Annotated in this window: 16 protein-coding genes; 7 read left to right on the top strand and 9 right to left on the bottom strand. The window is 71.4% G+C overall.

Features of this window, described 5'->3' with window-relative positions:
• Nucleotides 1–312 precede the first annotated feature (312 nt).
• The gene (locus ACFQSB_RS29510; protein ID WP_354851618.1) at nt 313–615 is read left to right on the top strand and encodes a hypothetical protein; all 303 of its coding nucleotides are present in this window, start codon (nt 313–315) and stop codon (nt 613–615) included.
• On the opposite strand, the gene ACFQSB_RS29505 is transcribed toward ACFQSB_RS29510, so the two are convergent.
• Complete coding sequence (locus ACFQSB_RS29505; protein ID WP_380830130.1) at nt 608–1537, bottom strand: AraC family transcriptional regulator; 930 nt, start codon at nt 1535–1537, stop codon at nt 608–610. The two genes, ACFQSB_RS29510 and ACFQSB_RS29505, sit on opposite strands and share 8 nt — an antisense overlap.
• A gap of 103 nt (nt 1538–1640) precedes the next feature.
• On the opposite strand from ACFQSB_RS29505, the gene ACFQSB_RS29500 reads away from it, so the two are divergent.
• The 3 genes from ACFQSB_RS29500 to ACFQSB_RS29490 all read left to right on the top strand — a co-directional run bounded on the left by ACFQSB_RS29500 (nt 1641) and on the right by ACFQSB_RS29490 (nt 5601).
• The gene (locus ACFQSB_RS29500; protein ID WP_380830129.1) at nt 1641–2669 is read left to right on the top strand and encodes an aldo/keto reductase; all 1029 of its coding nucleotides are present in this window, start codon (nt 1641–1643) and stop codon (nt 2667–2669) included.
• A 371-nt stretch (nt 2670–3040) separates the two neighbouring features.
• Entirely contained in the window at nt 3041–5020 is a 1980-nt protein-coding gene (locus tag ACFQSB_RS29495) for a substrate-binding domain-containing protein (RefSeq protein WP_380830128.1), read from the top strand.
• 56 nt (nt 5021–5076) lie between these two features.
• Nucleotides 5077–5601, top strand: a complete 525-nt coding sequence (locus ACFQSB_RS29490) for a hypothetical protein (protein ID WP_380830127.1) — start codon at nt 5077–5079, stop codon at nt 5599–5601.
• Between the two features lie 123 nt (nt 5602–5724).
• Here the strand turns inward: ACFQSB_RS29490 and ACFQSB_RS29485 are convergent, their stop codons facing one another.
• The 4 genes from ACFQSB_RS29485 to ACFQSB_RS29470 all read right to left on the bottom strand — a co-directional run bounded on the left by ACFQSB_RS29485 (nt 5725) and on the right by ACFQSB_RS29470 (nt 9701).
• Nucleotides 5725–7317: an MFS transporter gene (locus ACFQSB_RS29485; RefSeq protein WP_380830126.1), complete on the bottom strand. Its 1593-nt coding sequence runs from the start codon at nt 7315–7317 to the stop codon at nt 5725–5727.
• Nucleotides 7318–7501: 184 nt separating this feature from the next.
• Entirely contained in the window at nt 7502–8353 is an 852-nt protein-coding gene (locus ACFQSB_RS29480; RefSeq protein WP_380830125.1) for an LLM class flavin-dependent oxidoreductase, read from the bottom strand.
• 87 nt (nt 8354–8440) lie between these two features.
• Nucleotides 8441–9031 (bottom strand): TetR/AcrR family transcriptional regulator, encoded by a 591-nt coding sequence (locus ACFQSB_RS29475; RefSeq protein WP_354851637.1) that lies wholly within the window; start codon nt 9029–9031, stop codon nt 8441–8443.
• A gap of 112 nt (nt 9032–9143) precedes the next feature.
• Nucleotides 9144–9701: a GNAT family N-acetyltransferase gene (locus tag ACFQSB_RS29470; RefSeq protein WP_380830124.1), complete on the bottom strand. Its 558-nt coding sequence runs from the start codon at nt 9699–9701 to the stop codon at nt 9144–9146.
• 86 nt (nt 9702–9787) lie between these two features.
• On the opposite strand from ACFQSB_RS29470, the gene ACFQSB_RS29465 reads away from it, so the two are divergent.
• Complete coding sequence (locus ACFQSB_RS29465) at nt 9788–10258, top strand: winged helix-turn-helix transcriptional regulator (RefSeq protein WP_354851641.1); 471 nt, start codon at nt 9788–9790, stop codon at nt 10256–10258.
• A gap of 86 nt (nt 10259–10344) precedes the next feature.
• Here ACFQSB_RS29465 and ACFQSB_RS29460 read toward each other — a convergent pair whose 3' ends face one another.
• Nucleotides 10345–10998: a VC0807 family protein gene (locus tag ACFQSB_RS29460; RefSeq protein ID WP_380830123.1), complete on the bottom strand. Its 654-nt coding sequence runs from the start codon at nt 10996–10998 to the stop codon at nt 10345–10347.
• A 214-nt stretch (nt 10999–11212) separates the two neighbouring features.
• Between ACFQSB_RS29460 and ACFQSB_RS29455 the strand changes: the two genes are divergently transcribed.
• Nucleotides 11213–12052, top strand: a complete 840-nt coding sequence (locus tag ACFQSB_RS29455) for an SURF1 family cytochrome oxidase biogenesis protein (RefSeq protein WP_380830122.1) — start codon at nt 11213–11215, stop codon at nt 12050–12052.
• Between the two features lie 229 nt (nt 12053–12281).
• Nucleotides 12282–13481: an amidohydrolase family protein gene (locus tag ACFQSB_RS29450; RefSeq protein ID WP_354851648.1), complete on the top strand. Its 1200-nt coding sequence runs from the start codon at nt 12282–12284 to the stop codon at nt 13479–13481.
• Here ACFQSB_RS29450 and ACFQSB_RS29445 read toward each other — a convergent pair.
• The 3 genes from ACFQSB_RS29445 to ACFQSB_RS29435 all read right to left on the bottom strand — a co-directional run bounded on the left by ACFQSB_RS29445 (nt 13478) and on the right by ACFQSB_RS29435 (nt 15837).
• Nucleotides 13478–13867 (bottom strand): YkvA family protein, encoded by a 390-nt coding sequence (locus ACFQSB_RS29445; protein WP_354851651.1) that lies wholly within the window; start codon nt 13865–13867, stop codon nt 13478–13480. The genes ACFQSB_RS29450 and ACFQSB_RS29445 overlap by 4 nt on opposite strands.
• A gap of 242 nt (nt 13868–14109) precedes the next feature.
• The gene (locus ACFQSB_RS29440) at nt 14110–15087 is read right to left on the bottom strand and encodes an LLM class F420-dependent oxidoreductase (RefSeq protein ID WP_380830121.1); all 978 of its coding nucleotides are present in this window, start codon (nt 15085–15087) and stop codon (nt 14110–14112) included.
• Nucleotides 15088–15162: 75 nt separating this feature from the next.
• Nucleotides 15163–15837 (bottom strand): TetR/AcrR family transcriptional regulator, encoded by a 675-nt coding sequence (locus tag ACFQSB_RS29435; RefSeq protein WP_354851656.1) that lies wholly within the window; start codon nt 15835–15837, stop codon nt 15163–15165.
• Nucleotides 15838–15947 lie beyond the last annotated feature (110 nt).

Below are 15947 nucleotides of genomic sequence, written 5' to 3'. Positions count from 1 at the left end.
CGTCTGCCGCCGCGGGGCGCCGGGGGCCCGGTTGGTCACCGGTGGCGCCTTCGCGGCGACCGGCCGCCTCACGACGACGACCGGCCGGACGTCAGCACGGATCTTGAACCCCCCAAGCTCCGCGCCTCTGCCGTCAAGGCTCGCGCCCGGGGTTCAACGTCGGATCAACGGCCGATCGCACCCCTGCAAGCGGGCCCTCGGCGGATCAACCTGGGGTACCGGGCGCTCAAGTGAACGGCAAGCCGCACGTAAGCGGGTACAGGTAGACCTGGGGCGTACGCCCGCACCACCTGCACCAAGGAGCGGATCTCCATGCTGATCCCGTGCTTCGCCTGCGAGTCCCGGTTCCGTCCGGAGGAGTACTTCCTCGCCTGCCACGACTACAACCGCGGCATGGACCTGGTCGCGTGGACCTGTCCGCGCTGCGGCAACCGGGACGATCTGCGCGTGCTGCCCGACGCGCTCGGGTTCGGCTATCCCCGCCGCGGGCGCTTCGACGTGCACGACCGCTTCCGGGTCCCCGGCCTGCGCCGCCACCGCATGGACATGCGCCTGGACATCTCCCTGGACAAGGAGGTCTGGCGCGTCCCCACCCGCCTCCGTCAGCTCACCTAGCCGCTCGCGCCGCCCCGCGGCCTGCGCGGTAGGCCCGCGGAGAGACGCCCATCACGCGCTTGAAGGCGTTGCTGAAGGCGCTCTCGGAGCCGTAGCCCCAGGCGGCCGCCACGGCGCTGATCGTCCGGCCGGTCGCCCGCAGATCCTGACCGGCCGAGTGCATGCGCCAGCGCAGCAGGTAGTCCAGCGGCGCAGAGCCGACGGCCGCCCTGAACCTGTCCGCGAAGCTCGACCGTGACATGCCGACCTCGGCGGCCAGCTCGGCCACCGTCCACCGGCGCCCGTTGTCCTGGTGCATGAGCCGCAGGGCCGCGCCGATCTGCGGGTCCATGAGGGCGCTGAGCCAGCCGCCCGGCGCGCGGCCCTCCCCTGAGGCGGCTCGCGCGTGGGCGCGCAGGATCTGGATGAAGATGATCTGCGCGACCCGGTCGGTCATGAACTCGCTGCCGAGCCCCGGGGCGGCGTTCTCCCTGGCCAGCAGCCGCAGCGCCGCCTGCAGCACCTCGGCCTGGTCGGACTCGGCGGGCGCGTGGACGAACGGCGGCAGGACGTCCAGCAGCAGCCGGGCGTTCGCCATGTCCAGCGTGATCGGCCCACCGACGATGACGACCTCGTCCCCGCCCCAGCGGAGCACCGCGTCCACGGTCTCGCGGAACACGACGGAGGCGTGGACGGGCTCGACCAGCGGGTCGCTGAACATGCGGTACGGGACGCCGCCGTTGATCAGGTAGCAGTCGCCGGCCTCGACCAGCACGGGCGCGAGGTCGCCGACGGCGATCCAGCACGAACCGGCGAGCACGGCGCCGCACTTCACGTGCGGGTACCCGTCGAAGGTCATCGCCCAGGAGCCGCCCGCCTCGAAACGCAGGGGCAGGGCGCTCTCCACGTTCAGCAGCGACAGCACGTTCGACAGAGGGTCCACGCGACCTCCGGACGATCGCTCAAGAAAAACGGACTTTCACGCATGGATTGTCGTCGACGAACTCCGTAACCTGCAAGACGAACGGTAACAAGGGGGACAAAACATGAAATATCGACCGTTGGGCCGTACGGGGGTCTACGTATCCGAGCTCTGCCTGGGCGCGATGACGTTCGGCGGCGCCGACCACCCGGTGTTCAAGATGGTCGGCGGGCTGGGGCAGGACGACACCGACCAGATCGTCGGCACCGCCCTGGACGCGGGGGTCAACTTCATCGACACCGCCGACATGTACGCGGACGGCGAGTCCGAGACGCTGCTCGGCCGGGCCCTCAAGGGCCGCCGCGACGATGTCGTCCTGGCCACCAAGCTCGCCGCCCGCACCGGGCCGGGCCCGAACGACGTCGGCCTCTCACGCCTGCACCTCGCGCGCAGCCTCGAGGACAGCCTGCGCAGGCTGGGGACCGACCACATCGACCTGTACCAGATCCACAGCATCGACCCGCACACGCCGATCGAGGAGACGCTGCGCGCGCTGGACGACGCGGTGCGCCAGGGCAAGATCCGCTACATCGGCTGCTCGAACCTCGCGGCCTGGGAGGTCGCCAAGGCGCTCGGCGTGTCGGCGGCGCGCGGCCTGACGGAGTTCGTCTCGGTGCAGTCGTACTACTCGCTGGTGGGACGCGACGTCGAGCGGGAGCTGATCCCGATGCTGCGGTCGGAGGAGCTGGCCCTGATGGTGTGGAGCCCGCTCGCCGGCGGCCTGCTGTCGGGCAAGACCGACCGGAACGGCGTCTCCGACGCCGGCGCGCGGCACGCGCAGGCGCAGTTCGTGCCGGTCGACACGGAGAAGGCCTACGACGTCATCGACGTGCTCAAGGCCGTCGCCGCCCGCCACGAGGTGAGTGCGGCCCGCGTCGCGCTCGCCTGGGTGCTGGCACAGCCCGCCGTCACCAGCGTCATCATCGGCGCCAGGCGGGTGGACCAGCTCACCGACAACCTCGCGGCGGCCGATCTGACGCTGACCGAGGACGATCTGGCCCGCCTCGACGAGGTGAGCCGCGAGTCCCTTCCTCCGTACCCGGCCTGGATCCAGCAGGCAGGACTCCGCGACCGGCTCCCACAGCAGGCGTGAGATATCCGGGCGTCCCTGTCGAATTTCCCGCCGGAATCGTCATGCGCGGAAGTTCTTGCGCGTGAGGCTCCTCCACCCACCAAGGGGAGCATCAACGACAAATCATGACAAGTAGAGAATGTCACTATCCGCAGGTTGGCATACCGGGCGGACGCCCCCGGTGTGCCGACCTGCGGGTTCACCCTCACCACAGAACGGTCCCGCATCCGGCCGGGCCGTATGCGGGAATAGATGCGATCCACATTCACCGGCGCGTTCACTGAATTCGACATGACCCCGTCCGCACGGACCGGCATTCGCCATCGATACAGTTGTGAATGGCGATATCTGGCACCATATGGCTCTCGTAGCGATTTCTCAGAGGGAGCACCTTGGCCGGTCTTTCACGTCGGTTCCGGTTCAGCGGTGCGGTGGCCGCCGTCCTGGCCGCTTCCGCACTGATCCCGTTCTCGGGAGGCCTGACCACGAAGCCGCAGGGGACGGGTTGCGTCGGCGACACGCGGATCCCGGTCATCGCGTCCATCGACAAGATCGACGCCATGCGGCGGCTGGCGCAGGAGTTCACCGGCCCGCACGGCCACGAGGTGGACGGCAGGCGTGTCTGCCTGGACGTCCTGGAGTCCCAGTCGGGATCGGTGCTGCTCAAGCTGATCGAGGCCTGGCGCCGGCACGACATGCCGGGCGCGGTGGACACCCCCGGGCCGTTCGACGACTACCCGCTGATCTGGCTCCCGGCCTCCACCATGTGGTGGGTCCAGCTCAAGGAGCGCACCGACTCGTGCGGGAGTAAGCAGACCGCCTTCACCTGCACCGACAACCAGCTCGGGCTGGAGAACACCGCGCCCCGGTCCCTGGCCCGCTCGCCGATGGTCGTCGCGGTGCCCCGGTCGCACAGGGACAAGCTCAGCAAGCTCTCCGGCGACACCATCACCTGGAAGGCGCTGACCACCTGCTACCCCACCGGTTGTGACCCGGCCCTGGGGAAGACCAACCCCAACCTGTCCACGATGGGGCTGGCCGCCGAGCTCGGCATGATCTGGGAGGCCGCCGGCGACCCGCCCAACGAGGGCGCGGCCCAGATGATCTACGACGTGGTGCGGGACACGGACGATGGGACGCCCGACTCCCGCATCCTCGATCTGCGCAAGCGGGCGCGCGACGGCGTGCGGCGGATGGAGAAGGCCTTCACCCACTACGGCGCGACCACCAACGACCTGTTGTGCGAGCTGACCCGCGAGTCCGCCGACGGCAAGGTCAGGCAGGCGGTCGTGGTGGACGAGCAGACGGTGTGGTCGTACAACACCGGTCGGCAGGTCGGGCTCGGCTGCCGGAGCGCCACGAAGGGCGAGGAGCCGCAGGACCCGCTGTCGCCGATCTTCCTGGCCGACCGCTCGCTGATGTCGGACCACCCGTTCGTCCTCATCGACCCCGAGCCGAAGCTGCATGAGGTGGAGAACCGGGCGGCCCGCGACTTCCGTGACCACCTTCTCCAGCCGGAACAACAGAGGGAGTTCCAGGACTTCGGCTTCCGGATCCCCGACCAGGAGACCGGCAAATACGTCCTCGGCGGCCCGCAGATCAAGAAGCTGTATCCGGACAGGTCGGTCTACGACCGGGTGCTGGAGGGTTACCATCTGCGCCTTCCGCCCTGCGTCACCGCCGACGACCATTGCCCGCGCGGGGTGTTGGACGACGCGCTCACCGTGTGGGCGACCGAGCTTCGCAAGCCGCTGCGCACCGAAGTGCTCGTCGACTACTCCGGCTCGATGAGCGACCCCGTACGGGACACCGGCGCAACCAAGATCGACATCGCGCTCGCGGGGGTCGCCCAGATGCTCGCGGCCTTCCACGAGGGCGACCGGCTCGGGGTCCGGGTGTTCGCGACCCTGCACCCGGAGAAGGGTCGCGACTGGGAGGACATCCGGCCGTTCTCCCCGGTCACCTCGAAGAGCACCGCGGCCGAGGTCCGCGCCGCGTTCCAGCGATTCTTCACCGCCAGGCACGACGGCGTGCACCGCAGGACGGGCCTGTACGACAGCATCGCGGACGCCGTCGAGAAGGTCGCAGACGGGTGCACGGGCGGCGAGACCGGCACGGTCGTCGTCCTCACCGACGGCGCGAACGCCAAGGACGGCGGGCGCGAGCTGGACCGGCTGGTCAACGAGTTGAGCCATCCCGTCAACGGCAGGTGTGCGGTCCGCGTGATGCTCGTCGCCTACGGCGGGGACATCGACGACAAGGCCGCCGAAGCAATGGCCAGGATCGCCGACGCCACGTCCGGGGGGGTGTACTACGCCACCGACCCAGCGTCCCTCGGAACGGTGCTCACCGATCTGACAGCCGACTTCTGACGCCCTCCGCGCGGGGCGCTTCTTCATAGCGGACTCCCTTGAAAGGACGCGGCTCCATGCCGATCTCGACCCCGCACCGGACCGCCGCGGTGGCCTCCGGTGCGATCGCGGCCGCGATCTCGCACATCACGGGTCATCCGCCGCCCGGCGTCGTCGTCGCGGTCGGAGTCCTGGTCTGCGGCGCCTACGTCGCCGGCCTGGCCGTGGGCGACGCCGTGCCTCCCCTGATCGCCCACGTCCGTCGGATCCCGCGCCGGCGGACCGCCCTGCTCACCGCGGCGTCCATGGCGCTCGCGATCGTCTCGGCGATGCTCGCCGGGGAGTCCATCCCCATCAGGATCGCGGCCGCGCTCGCGGGGCTGTTCGCGCCGTTCCTGCTGGATCTGGCCGTGGCCGCCCACCACAGGGAATCCGCGTCGCGGACGCCCGATCCCGGCCCGGCATCCGGGGCCGGTCTCGACCCCCCGGGGTCGGGTCTCGACCTGTCGGCGACGGACCCTGGCCCTTCGACCCCGGCGAGTGGTCCCGAGCCCACGGCGTCCGGCCCCGCCGGTACGCCGGTCGGCGGGGCCTCCGCCTGACCGCCCCGGCCGCGCCCTGCCCGGCATATGGATGGAGCCGGGTGGCCGACGATCCGTCGTGGCCACCCGGCTCCGGCTTTCCGGGGGAGGGGTCCCGGGGTTGCGGGCTCTCGGTTCCGAGGGTCAGTTCACGCTCGCCAGGACCGCACCGGCCGCGTCGGTGTCCTCGGGCTGAGCGGGCTGACCGGCCGGGACGCCGCTGTCCCGCAGGACGATCGCCGACAGGACGGCCAGGCCGATGAAGACGGTCGCGCCGACGGCGGCGACGACGTTCAGCCCGCTGGTGAAGGCGGCCCGGGCCGTCTCGACCAGGTCGGCGGCGAGCTGCCCGCCGACCTGCTGCGCGGCGCCGAGCGCGGCGGTGATGCTCTGGTGCGCCGTGTCGGCCGCGCCGGCCGGGACGCCCGAGGGCAGGCCGCCGGTGAGCTCGGTGCGGTAGACGAAGGTGCCGAGGCTGCCCATGGCCGCGACGCCCAGGGCGACGCCGAACTCGCCGCTGGTCTCGGTGATCGAGGCGGCGGAACCGGCCTTCTCCGGCGGGACCGAGCCCATGATGAGGTTCATGGTGAGCGACATCGGCAGGGCGATGCCGAAGGACGCCAGCACCAGGCCGGTGACCAGCAGCGGCAGGCCGTCGACGGCCGGGACCTGGGTGTGGGCGACCAGACCGGCGCCGGCGATCAGCAGGCCGGTGGCGATGACGTAGGCGGGGCGGATCCTGCGGGCCAGCGCCGGGGCGACCATCGAGCCGGCCACCATGGCCACGTTCTGCGGGAGGAGCCACAGGCCGGAGTCCATCGGGCCGAGGCCCTGCACGGTCTGCAGGTAGAGACTGGACAGCAGGGTGGTGCCCGCCATCACGACGCCCGCCCCCAGCCCGACGCCCATCGCGGTGCTGAAGGTGCGGTTGGCGAACAGCCGCAGGTCGAGCAGCGGGTTGGCGAGCCCGCGCTGGCGCAGGACGAACACGGCGCCCACGGCGACACCGGCGACCAGGGAGGCGACGGGCAGTGCGTGCGCGCCGTCGCGGGCCAGTTCCTTCAGGCCGTAGATGGCGGGCAGGATCGCCGCCAGGGACAGCGCGACGCTCGCCAGGTCGAGGCGGCCGGCGTTCGGGTCGCGGTACTCCGGCAGCAGGCGCGGGCCGACGACCAGCAGCAGCGCCATGACCGGGACGCCGAGCAGGAAGGCCGAGCCCCACCAGAAGTGCTCGAGGAGCAGCCCGCCGACCAGCGGGCCGACCGTCATGCCGCCCATGAAGCAGGCGAACCAGATGCCGATCGCGGCGCCCATCTGCTTGGGGTCGCGGAACATGTTGCGGATCAGCGCCATCGTGGAGGGCATGAGCGAGGCCCCGGCGATGCCGAGCAGCGCACGGGAGGCGATGAGCATCTGCGGGGTGACCGAGTACGCGGCCAGGATCGAGGCGGCGCCGAAGGCCGCGGCGCCGGCCAGCAGGAGCTTGCGACGGCCGATGCGGTCGCCGAGGGTGCCCATGGTGACCAGGAACCCGGCGAGCATGAACGAGTAGATGTCCAGGATCCACAGCTGCTGGGTGGAGTCGGCGCCGAGGCCCCGGCTCAGCTGGGGAAGCGCCAGGTACAGCACGCTGATGTCCAGCGACATCAGCAGAGTGGGCAGGGCCAGCACGGCGAGCCCGATCCATTCGCGCCGCCCGGCCCGCAGGTCGGGGGTGATCTCACCATTGGCGTTCATCGCACATTCCTTCGTGGTCGGTGGTCGTTCACGCGGTCGTCCCCGGCGTGATCGCCGCCTTCGCGGGGCCCGATCAGCGCCTCTGGTCGTACCGTCTCACCGACAAACTTTTTTGTCAAGACGATTAGAGCTTTCGGTGCACGGGCGCGCCGAAATGGGAAGGGGCACCGCAGGAGCGGTCGGCTCAAGGAAGGGCGTCGGCGATGCGCCCGACCTGGCCGGGGTCGGCGGACCAGCAGTAGAGCATCACCTCGTCGGCGCCCACGTCGCCGAAGGCCGTGACGGCGTGCCTCACGGCGTCCGGCGTGGTCAGCAGCCCCTGGACCACCTTGTGCCGGTAGTCGCCGAAGTCGTAGTACGCCCGCAGGGCCCGCCCGGCGTCGTCCACGACCTGGTCGGGGCCGAGGGCCACGTTGGCCTGCGCGACCAGCCGTGGACGGCCCTCGCGCCCGGCCGACCGCCACGCCCGCTCCACCGTCCGGAAGAAGCGGCCCATGTCCTGCGGCCCGAACATCGCCCCGAGGAAACCGTCGCCGTGGTGCGCCACGCGGTCGGCGGTCGCCGGGACGAAGCCGCCGAAGAGCACTTCGGGACCTCCGGCGCGGGCCGGTGCGGGCCCGATCGGCCCGGCGCCCCCGCCGTACGCCTCGCCGGCCCACAGGCGCCGCATGGTCCTCATCTGCTCGTCCAGGCGCCGGCCGCGCCCGCGGTAGTCGACCTGCGCGACCTGGAAGTCGTCCTCGCGCACGCCGACGCCGATCCCGAGCGTCAGGCGGCCGCCGGAGAGCCGGTCGAGCGTGGCGCACTGCTTGGCGAGCAGGGCGACCGGTCGCAGGGGCGCGACCAGCACCTCGGTCATCAGGCGGACGCGGGAGGTGGCCCCGGCGATGACTGCGAGGGTGACCAGCGGCTCGGGGTTGTCGTAGACGAGGCGGTCGAGCAGGCCGAGGGCCGAGAACGGACCGGCCTCGGCGCGGGACGCCCAGTCGCGCAGCACCGCGAGGTCACCGACGGGCAGCCCGAGCCCTACCTCCATGATGGTCGCCCCCATCCTGTGCCGCGCGGAACGGGGGTGGCCCACTCTAGGCGGCCCGCCGGGACCCCCGGCCGCAGGCGCGCCGGGTCAGGCGAGCCGGAGGCTCAGCCAGGCGGCCTCACAGAGGGACCTGATCTCCTCCTCGGTCGGCTGGTGGGCCCCGGAGAACCACAGGCGGCACATCTCGGTGGCCGGGCCGAGCCACAGCACGTAGCACATGGTGGGATGCACCGGCCGCAGCACGCCGTCCTTCATGTGCGGGCGCCACCAGTCGGACACCTGGCGGAAGAAGGCCCGCCGGGACTCGGCGACCTCGGGGCCGCCCGGCTCGTCACGGCGGGGCGGGCGTTCGCTGATCAGGATGCGGGCCCGCTCGGGGTGCTCGCCACACCAGGCCATGTGCATGGCGACGATCGCCTCGATGCCGCCCCGGGCGCTGTCATGGCGGCACAGCTCTTCCACGAACGCCTGCTGGTACATGTTCTGGATCTCGGAGTAGAGCACCCCGAAGACGTGTTCCTTGCTGGCGAAGTGGTGGTAGAAGCTCCCCACGCTGACGCCGCTCTCTTCGCGGAGGCTGGCGAGCGTCGTGGCCGAGACTCCGTCCTGGCTGAAGCGGCGCAGGGCACCCTCGATGATGCGGGTGCGGCCGTCTCGTCCGTTCTTCGCGGTCTTCACGATGTCAATGGTGACTCAACAGAACCTTGTTCTGCAAACCCCGGGGCACAACCCTCCGAGCGCACCCCATCCTAACGACCTTGGGAGCGACGGCGGCGGCGGGGCGTGCGACTCAGCCGGCCGGCGCCGCCTCGAGCGACGCGGCGATCTCGACGGTGCCGGAGACCACGCGCATCCGCGCGTGCGGCCACCACCGGGCGACCATGGACAGCACCTTGCGGTTCTCCCCCATGACGTCCATGGTCACCGCCGTCGCGCCGCGGGCGACGGCACGGGCGAGCAGCCTGCGCACGAGCCGCGAGCCGAGCCCCACGCCCTGCCACTCGTCGGCGACGACCACCGCGATCTCGGTCGACCCGTCCCGGGTGAAGCTCATCGCGTGCCCGATGATCCGCTCGCCGGCGTCCACGGCCAGCAGGACGTCGCGCGCCTCGCCGACGGTGACCATGGCGCTCACCAGCGCCCTGCCGGGCCGCGAGACTCCGCCGAAGAAGCGCAGCGACTGGCTGCGCAGGGACAGGCCGGCGACGAAGGCCCGCACTCTGTCCTCGTCGTCCATCCGTGCGGGACGGACGCGCACCGCGGCGACCGGCGCCGTACCCGGTCGGGGCGCGGGCGTCCCGGGAGCGGAGAGGAGCGCACGACGCGAGTCGGCCTGAGTCTGAATCATGAACCCAGACTCGCCCAGCCCGCCTGAGTCTGTCAACTAGACTTAGCCGCATTGGAGGGAGGGAAATGAACGCCTACGATGCCTCCATGTCCGGGCGAACCCATTTCCGGGTGGAGAACTGCTCGATCGAGCGCACGCTCGCGGTCATCGGCGAGAAATGGACGCTCCTCGTGCTACGGGAGATCTTCAACGGCGTGCGCCGGTTCGCCGACATGCAGGCCGGCACCGGCGCCCCCCGCCAGGTGCTCAGCGCCCGCCTCACGCGGCTGGTCGAGGAAGGGCTGCTCCGCAAGGTCCCCTACCGCGAGCCCGGCAGCCGCAGCCGCGACGAGTACCGCCTCACGCAGGCGGGCCTCGACCTGTACCCGATCATGGTCAGCCTGATGCACTGGGGCGACCGCTACGTGGCCGACCCCGACGGCCCCTCGGTCGTCCTGACCCACCGCGACTGCGGCTCCCCCGTCGAACTGCACATGCGCTGCGCGGACGGCCACGAGGTGCCCTCGCCCCGCGAGGTCACCCCCCGCCTCGGCCCCGGCGCGCGCCTGGCCGGCTGACGCCGGGCATCCGCCCTGCCGCCCGGCGCCCGGGCATTGGGCGACCGGCCCCGAGCCCGTCCCGGCCGCGACTCACGGCCGCCCGGTCACGACCTCTGCAGGACGCGGAGCACCCGTCGGAAGGCCAGCAGCGAGACCCCCGCCGCGGCGACCATGAGGACGGCCACCGCGGACGTCCGGACGATCAGGTAGGTCTGGATCGACTCGCTGAACAGCAGCCACAGGCTCAGCGTCCCGTTGACGAACTGCACCGTTCCCCACAACAGCGACAGGTGCCTGAAGAACCGGCGCATCACCGGATGGTGGAGCAGATGCTCGGGCAGCGGCACCAGGTCGGTGGTGACCCGCTGGATCAGCGGGCGCGGCGCGGCGGCCGTGGCCAGGAAGGCCAGGCTCGCGCAGAACACGCCGAGCGTCGGCTGCAGGAAGTAGATGACCACGTCGCCGGTGACCAGCGCCAGCGCCGCCCGCACCGTGATCGCCAGTATCGCCAGCAGCACGGTGCCGGGAACGCTCTGCCGCCTGATCAGCCGCAGCGCGGCCCCTCCGTACACCCAGGCCACCGCCATGGCCAGCCCGCCGTTGACCCCGGCCACCAGCAGGCCCGCGTAGAACACGGCGACGGGCAGGATCATGCCCTCCAGCACGCGCGGCGCCGCGTGCCGGACGAGAACGGAGATCCTCGGCAACGCCGGGTGCGGGGCGGCGGCGGACGGCAACGCGAGAGTGGACGCGGTCATATGCGAGACGGCTCCTGCGGGACAGAGCGACGTGCCGTGGATGAAATCGGTACGACCGTACGGCATGCCTCCCCCGTCCGCGAGTGGTTCCACGAGATCATGATCGGCCGGTGGGGGGACCTTCACCACGTACAAGGACGCGCATGGCGTGATCCGGTGGCCGCCTGCCGTGGCCGGGTCCTGGACCACTCACCGGCCTGCCTAGGCTGAAAGCGTGTACCGGTTCCTGCTGAGACCGCGATGGCTGGCGTTCCACCTGCTGGTCCTGCTGCTCATCCCCGCGTTCGTCTTCCTGGGCAGATGGCAGTTCGGGCGCTACGAGGAGCGGTCGGCGGCCAGCGAGCGGGCGCACGCCAACATCGCCGCGGCGACCGTCCCGCTCGCCGAGCTGGACCGGCCGGGCGCGAGCGTGCCCGAGGCGGTGAAGTTCCGCACCGTCACGGTCACCGGCCGCTTCGATCAGGCGCATGAGCTGGTGGTTCGCCGCCGCCCGCAGAACGGGCAGGCCGGTTTCTACGTGATCACTCCGCTGGTGACCGCGGACGGCGCCGCCGTCGTCGTCAACCGCGGCTGGGTGCGAATGGGACCGACCGCCGAGGCCCCGCCGGAGGTGCCGCCGCCCACCGCGGGTGAGGTAAGTGTCACCGGCCGGCTACGCCCCGCGGAGACCGAGGACAACACCGGCATCACCGACCGCACCGGGCTCCCGCCCCGCCAGGTCCTGCTGATCGACACCGCGAAGCTCGCCCGGATGATGCCGTACAAGCTGTTCGGCGGATACGTCGAGCTGACGGCGCAGCAGCCCGTGGCCGCCGCCGCGCCGGACCCGGTCCCCGAGCCCGACCTGGGCGGAGGCGGCGGCCTCAACCTCGCCTACGCCGTCCAGTGGTGGCTGTTCATCGGCATCGCGATCGGCGGGTGGTTCACCCTGATCCGCCGCGAGGCGCACGACCTCAGGGCCGAGAGCGACGCCGCCCCGGCCGCCGACGCCCTCCCCGCTCCCGGCGCCGACCAGCCGGTCGCCGGGGAAGCCCCCGCCACCGGCGGCCATTGACGGCCGCCTCCCACCGGCCTGCCACCGGGCTGCCACCGGCGGCCACGGGCCTGCCACCGGCCGCTTTCCGCGCCGCGAGCGAGCGTCCCGTGACCGACCGCTTGTCGTAATCGTCACGTTTTGAGGTAAGGGCTCTCACGGCGGCGGACACCGCTGCGCGCGCGAACGGATACCGATCGGAGACCTCCCAGCTTGTCTGGTGTTATTCCTGCGGCATACGGTTTTCCCTGTGAACTCATCGCTGCCCCCTGACCCCGAGCCGAGGCGGCGAGATTATGTGATCATCAGCGTCGACGATCACCTGATCGAACCGCCGGATCTGTTCGAAGGCCGGCTTCCCGAGAGGTACGTCGACATGGCCCCCAAGGTCGTCGAGACCGACGCGGGCCATCAGGTGTGGCGATACGGCGGAGCCACCTACGCGTGCGCCGGCATGGACGCCGGCGCCGGCCTTCCGCGCGACCAGTGGACGCTCGACCCGGTGCGCTTCGAGGAGATGCGGCCCGGCTGCCACGACATCGAGGCCCGCGTCAAGGACATGGACATCGCCGGGGTCTGGGCCGCGCTCAGCTTCCCCGGCATGCTGGCCGTGCAGGCGGGCATGGCCTTCGCCAAGACCCGCGACCAGGATCTCGGCCTCGCGCTCATCCGCGCGTGGAACGACTGGCACTGCGACGTCTGGGCCGGCACCTACCCCGAGCGCATCATCGCGCTCCAGCTCCCCTGGCTGCCCGACCCCGAGGTCGCCGCCAAGGAGATCCGCGCCAACGCCGCCCGCGGGTTCAAGGCGGTGGTCTTCCCCGAGTTCCCGACCCGGCTGCGGCTGCCCTCCATCCACACCGGCCACTGGGATCCGTTCTTCGCCGCCTGCGAAGAGACCGGCACGGTCGTCTGCCTGCACACCGGCGCCTCGTCGTGGTCGCCGGTGCCCTCGCCGGACACGCCCATCGAGGCCATCACCACGATGATCCCGGCGAGCGCGATGTTCGCCTGCGCCGACTGGCTCTGGTCGGGCATCCCGCTGCGCTTCCCCAAGCTGCGCATCCTCATCGTCGAGGGCGGCGTCGGATGGCTGCCCATGCTGGCCGCGCGGGCCGACTACGCCCTGGACCATCCGGTCGCGGACGAGGCGACCTGGGAGGGCGGGCTCAAGCCGAGCGAGGTGCTCCGCCGCAACTTCTACTTCGGCACGCTGGACGACTACGCGCTGTCCGGCGTGCGCCTGGCCGTCGGGCTCGAGCACGTCCTGCTCGAGAGCGGCTACCCGCGCTCGGAGTCCACCTGGCCGGATGTCCAGCAGGCCCTGGCCCGCAACCTGGGCAGCCTTCCCCCGGCCGACATCGGCAGGGTGGCCTACGGCAACGCCGCCCGTCTGTTCGGCCATCCCCTGCCGTCCCGGGCCTGGCTGCTGCGCGAGGGCGAAGACTAGGCCCGCGAGCGGCGCCGCCGCCGCGAGACCTCGGAGACCTCGGAGACACCCGAGACCTCGCCGCGCACCTGCTTACGCTCCCAGTCGAGGTAGCGGCCGCTCTCGCCCAGCAGCGAGCTCATGAGCCACAGGAAGGCGCCGAAGTCGTCCGCGACCCCGATCAGCGGCAGGAAGTCGGGCAGCACGTCGATCGGCGAGACGATGTAGACGATGCCGAGGCCCATCAGAGCGAGCTTGCCCTTGCCCAGGTCGCTGTACTCCCCGCGCAGCGCGCCGCCGATCATCCTCGGCAGTGCCCTGAGCCGCGCCATCAGCCCGGGCGAGCCCGGGCGGCTGATGTCCTGATAGGCGCGGTAGGCCGCGGCCGCGCGTCCAGCCTTGCTCATGAGGGCCACCTCCGTCTGTGCCACCGCCACACGCGCACGGTCGGGACTCGTCGAGGGACGCCACTACCCAACCGCACCCGGATAACGCCCGCCCCCGTCCCGGAGTTCCGTCCCGGAGTTCCGCCCCGGACGGCCCGCGGGCGCGGTCTCCCGCCCGACCTCGCCGCCGGCACTCTCCTCGCCCGCCTTGGCCACGCGTCTTGGCCGGGCATCCTGGCCGCCCGTCCTCCCCCGGGCGGCCCTCAGCCGGCCGGGGAGGAGGTGGAGGCGGCCGGAGCGAGGTCGCGGACGGCCTGAGCCATCGGAACCTCACCCGTCGCGATCGGAGCCAGCACGGGGGTCGTCAGCCCGTTGGCGACGTACTCCTCGATGCGCGCCCGGCAGGTCGCCGCGTCGCCGTGCACGATGAGCGCGTCCACCACCTCGTCCGGGATCGCGTCGAGCGCGCCCTTGCGGTCGCCCGCCGCCCACGCCTCGTGCATTGGACGAAGCACCTCGCCCCGTCCCAGCCAGTCGTGGAAGGCCGCGTACACCGGCACCGTCAGATAGGCGGCCAGCATGCGCCTGCCGAGCTTCCTGACCTTCTCCGCGTCCTCGCTGACGCAGACGAACAGGCGGGCGATCAGCTCGGTCTCCGGGCCGAGCTCGGCGCGCACGGTGCGGACGTCCTGCGGGGAGAGCCAGTTGGTGATGGCCCCGTCGGCCTCCCGCGCCGCCAGGCCCAGCATCCGCGGACGCAGCGCGGCGAGGACGATCTTCGGTGGCACCTTCGGCGCCCGCTCCAGCCGGAAGCCCTTCACCTCGAAGGTCTCGTACCTCTCGGTGACCTTCTCGCCCGCGAGGGCCTTCCTGAGGAAGCGCAGCGTGTCGCGCGTCCTGGCGTACGGCTTGACGAACTCCCCGGCGTTCCACCGTTCGACGATCACAGGGGACGAGGCGCCGATGCCGAGCACGAACCGCTCGGGCGCCAGGTCGGCGAGTGTGGCGGCCGACATGGCGAGCAGGCCCGGACCCCGGGTGGACACCGGGATGATCGCGCTGCCCAGCCGGAGCGCGGGCGCCCAGTCGGCGGCCAGGGCGAGCGGGACGAAGCCATCGGTGCCGCTGACCTCGGCGGACCAGGCGTCGGTGTAACCGAGCCCGGGCAGCTCGGTCACCAGCTCCTTGGACTCGGCCATCGTGCGGTCGAAGAACGGGATCGTGATGCCCCAGCGCTTCACTGTCCACCTCCTGACGGCCGACCATACCAACCGGACGGTATGCCGCGCACGGGTCATCCCACCCTTCGCGGCGGCTCAGGCGCGCAGCTCCCGCATGGCGGTGATGAAGTCCTTGGTCACCCCGCGCAGGCCCGGCAGATGGGACAGCCCCACCAGCCGGTCGATCAGCGGCACCATGACCTCGATCAACCGGTACGTGCGCTCGCACCCCGGCGAGGTGTCATGGACCCAGAACAGCACCACTCCCAGCGAGGACAACCACAGCAGTTCGGGCAGCTCCTCGCGCAGCTCCGCGTCGATGCGGTCGGCGGAGCCCTCCACGACCTCCCGGTAGATCGCGATGGCCGCCTCCCGCGCCGGCGCCGACTCCCCGCTGAAAGGACTCAGCGGATTGCTCGGCTCCGAGGCGTGCTTGAAGAACTTGACGGCGAACCCGTGGTACGGCTCGGACACCCGGACCCAGGCACGCAGCACCCCGCTCAGCCGGGCCGCGAACCTGCGCTCGCCCGCCAGGAGCTCCCGGCAGGCGGCCTCGTGCTCGCATTGCGCCCGATCGTAGTAAGCCTGGACCAACTGCTCTTTCGACGAAAAGTAGTAGTAAGCGTTTCCTACGGAGACGCCCGCCTCGGCCGCGATGGCCCGCATGGTCGTCGCCTCGTACCCCCGCTCCCTGAACAGGCGCAGGGCCGTCTCGACGATGACCTCCCGGGTCTTTTCTCCCCCACGCGCTCTCGGCGTCGATTCGACCACGTGGCAACTGTACGGCCAGGAACCCTCCATGGTCACAGACGCACAGCATGCCCGCCATTTTCCCGCAAAAACACGCAGAGTAGTGGAGTCAGCACTTTGGGCGGGTGGGA

It is taken from the genome of Sphaerisporangium rhizosphaerae (genome assembly GCF_042665155.1).
In the GTDB taxonomy this organism is placed as follows: Bacteria; Actinomycetota; Actinomycetes; order Streptosporangiales; family Streptosporangiaceae; genus Sphaerisporangium; species Sphaerisporangium rhizosphaerae.
The sequence above is the reverse complement of the archived record's forward strand: the minus strand, read 5'-3'. Positions and strand labels throughout refer to the sequence as shown.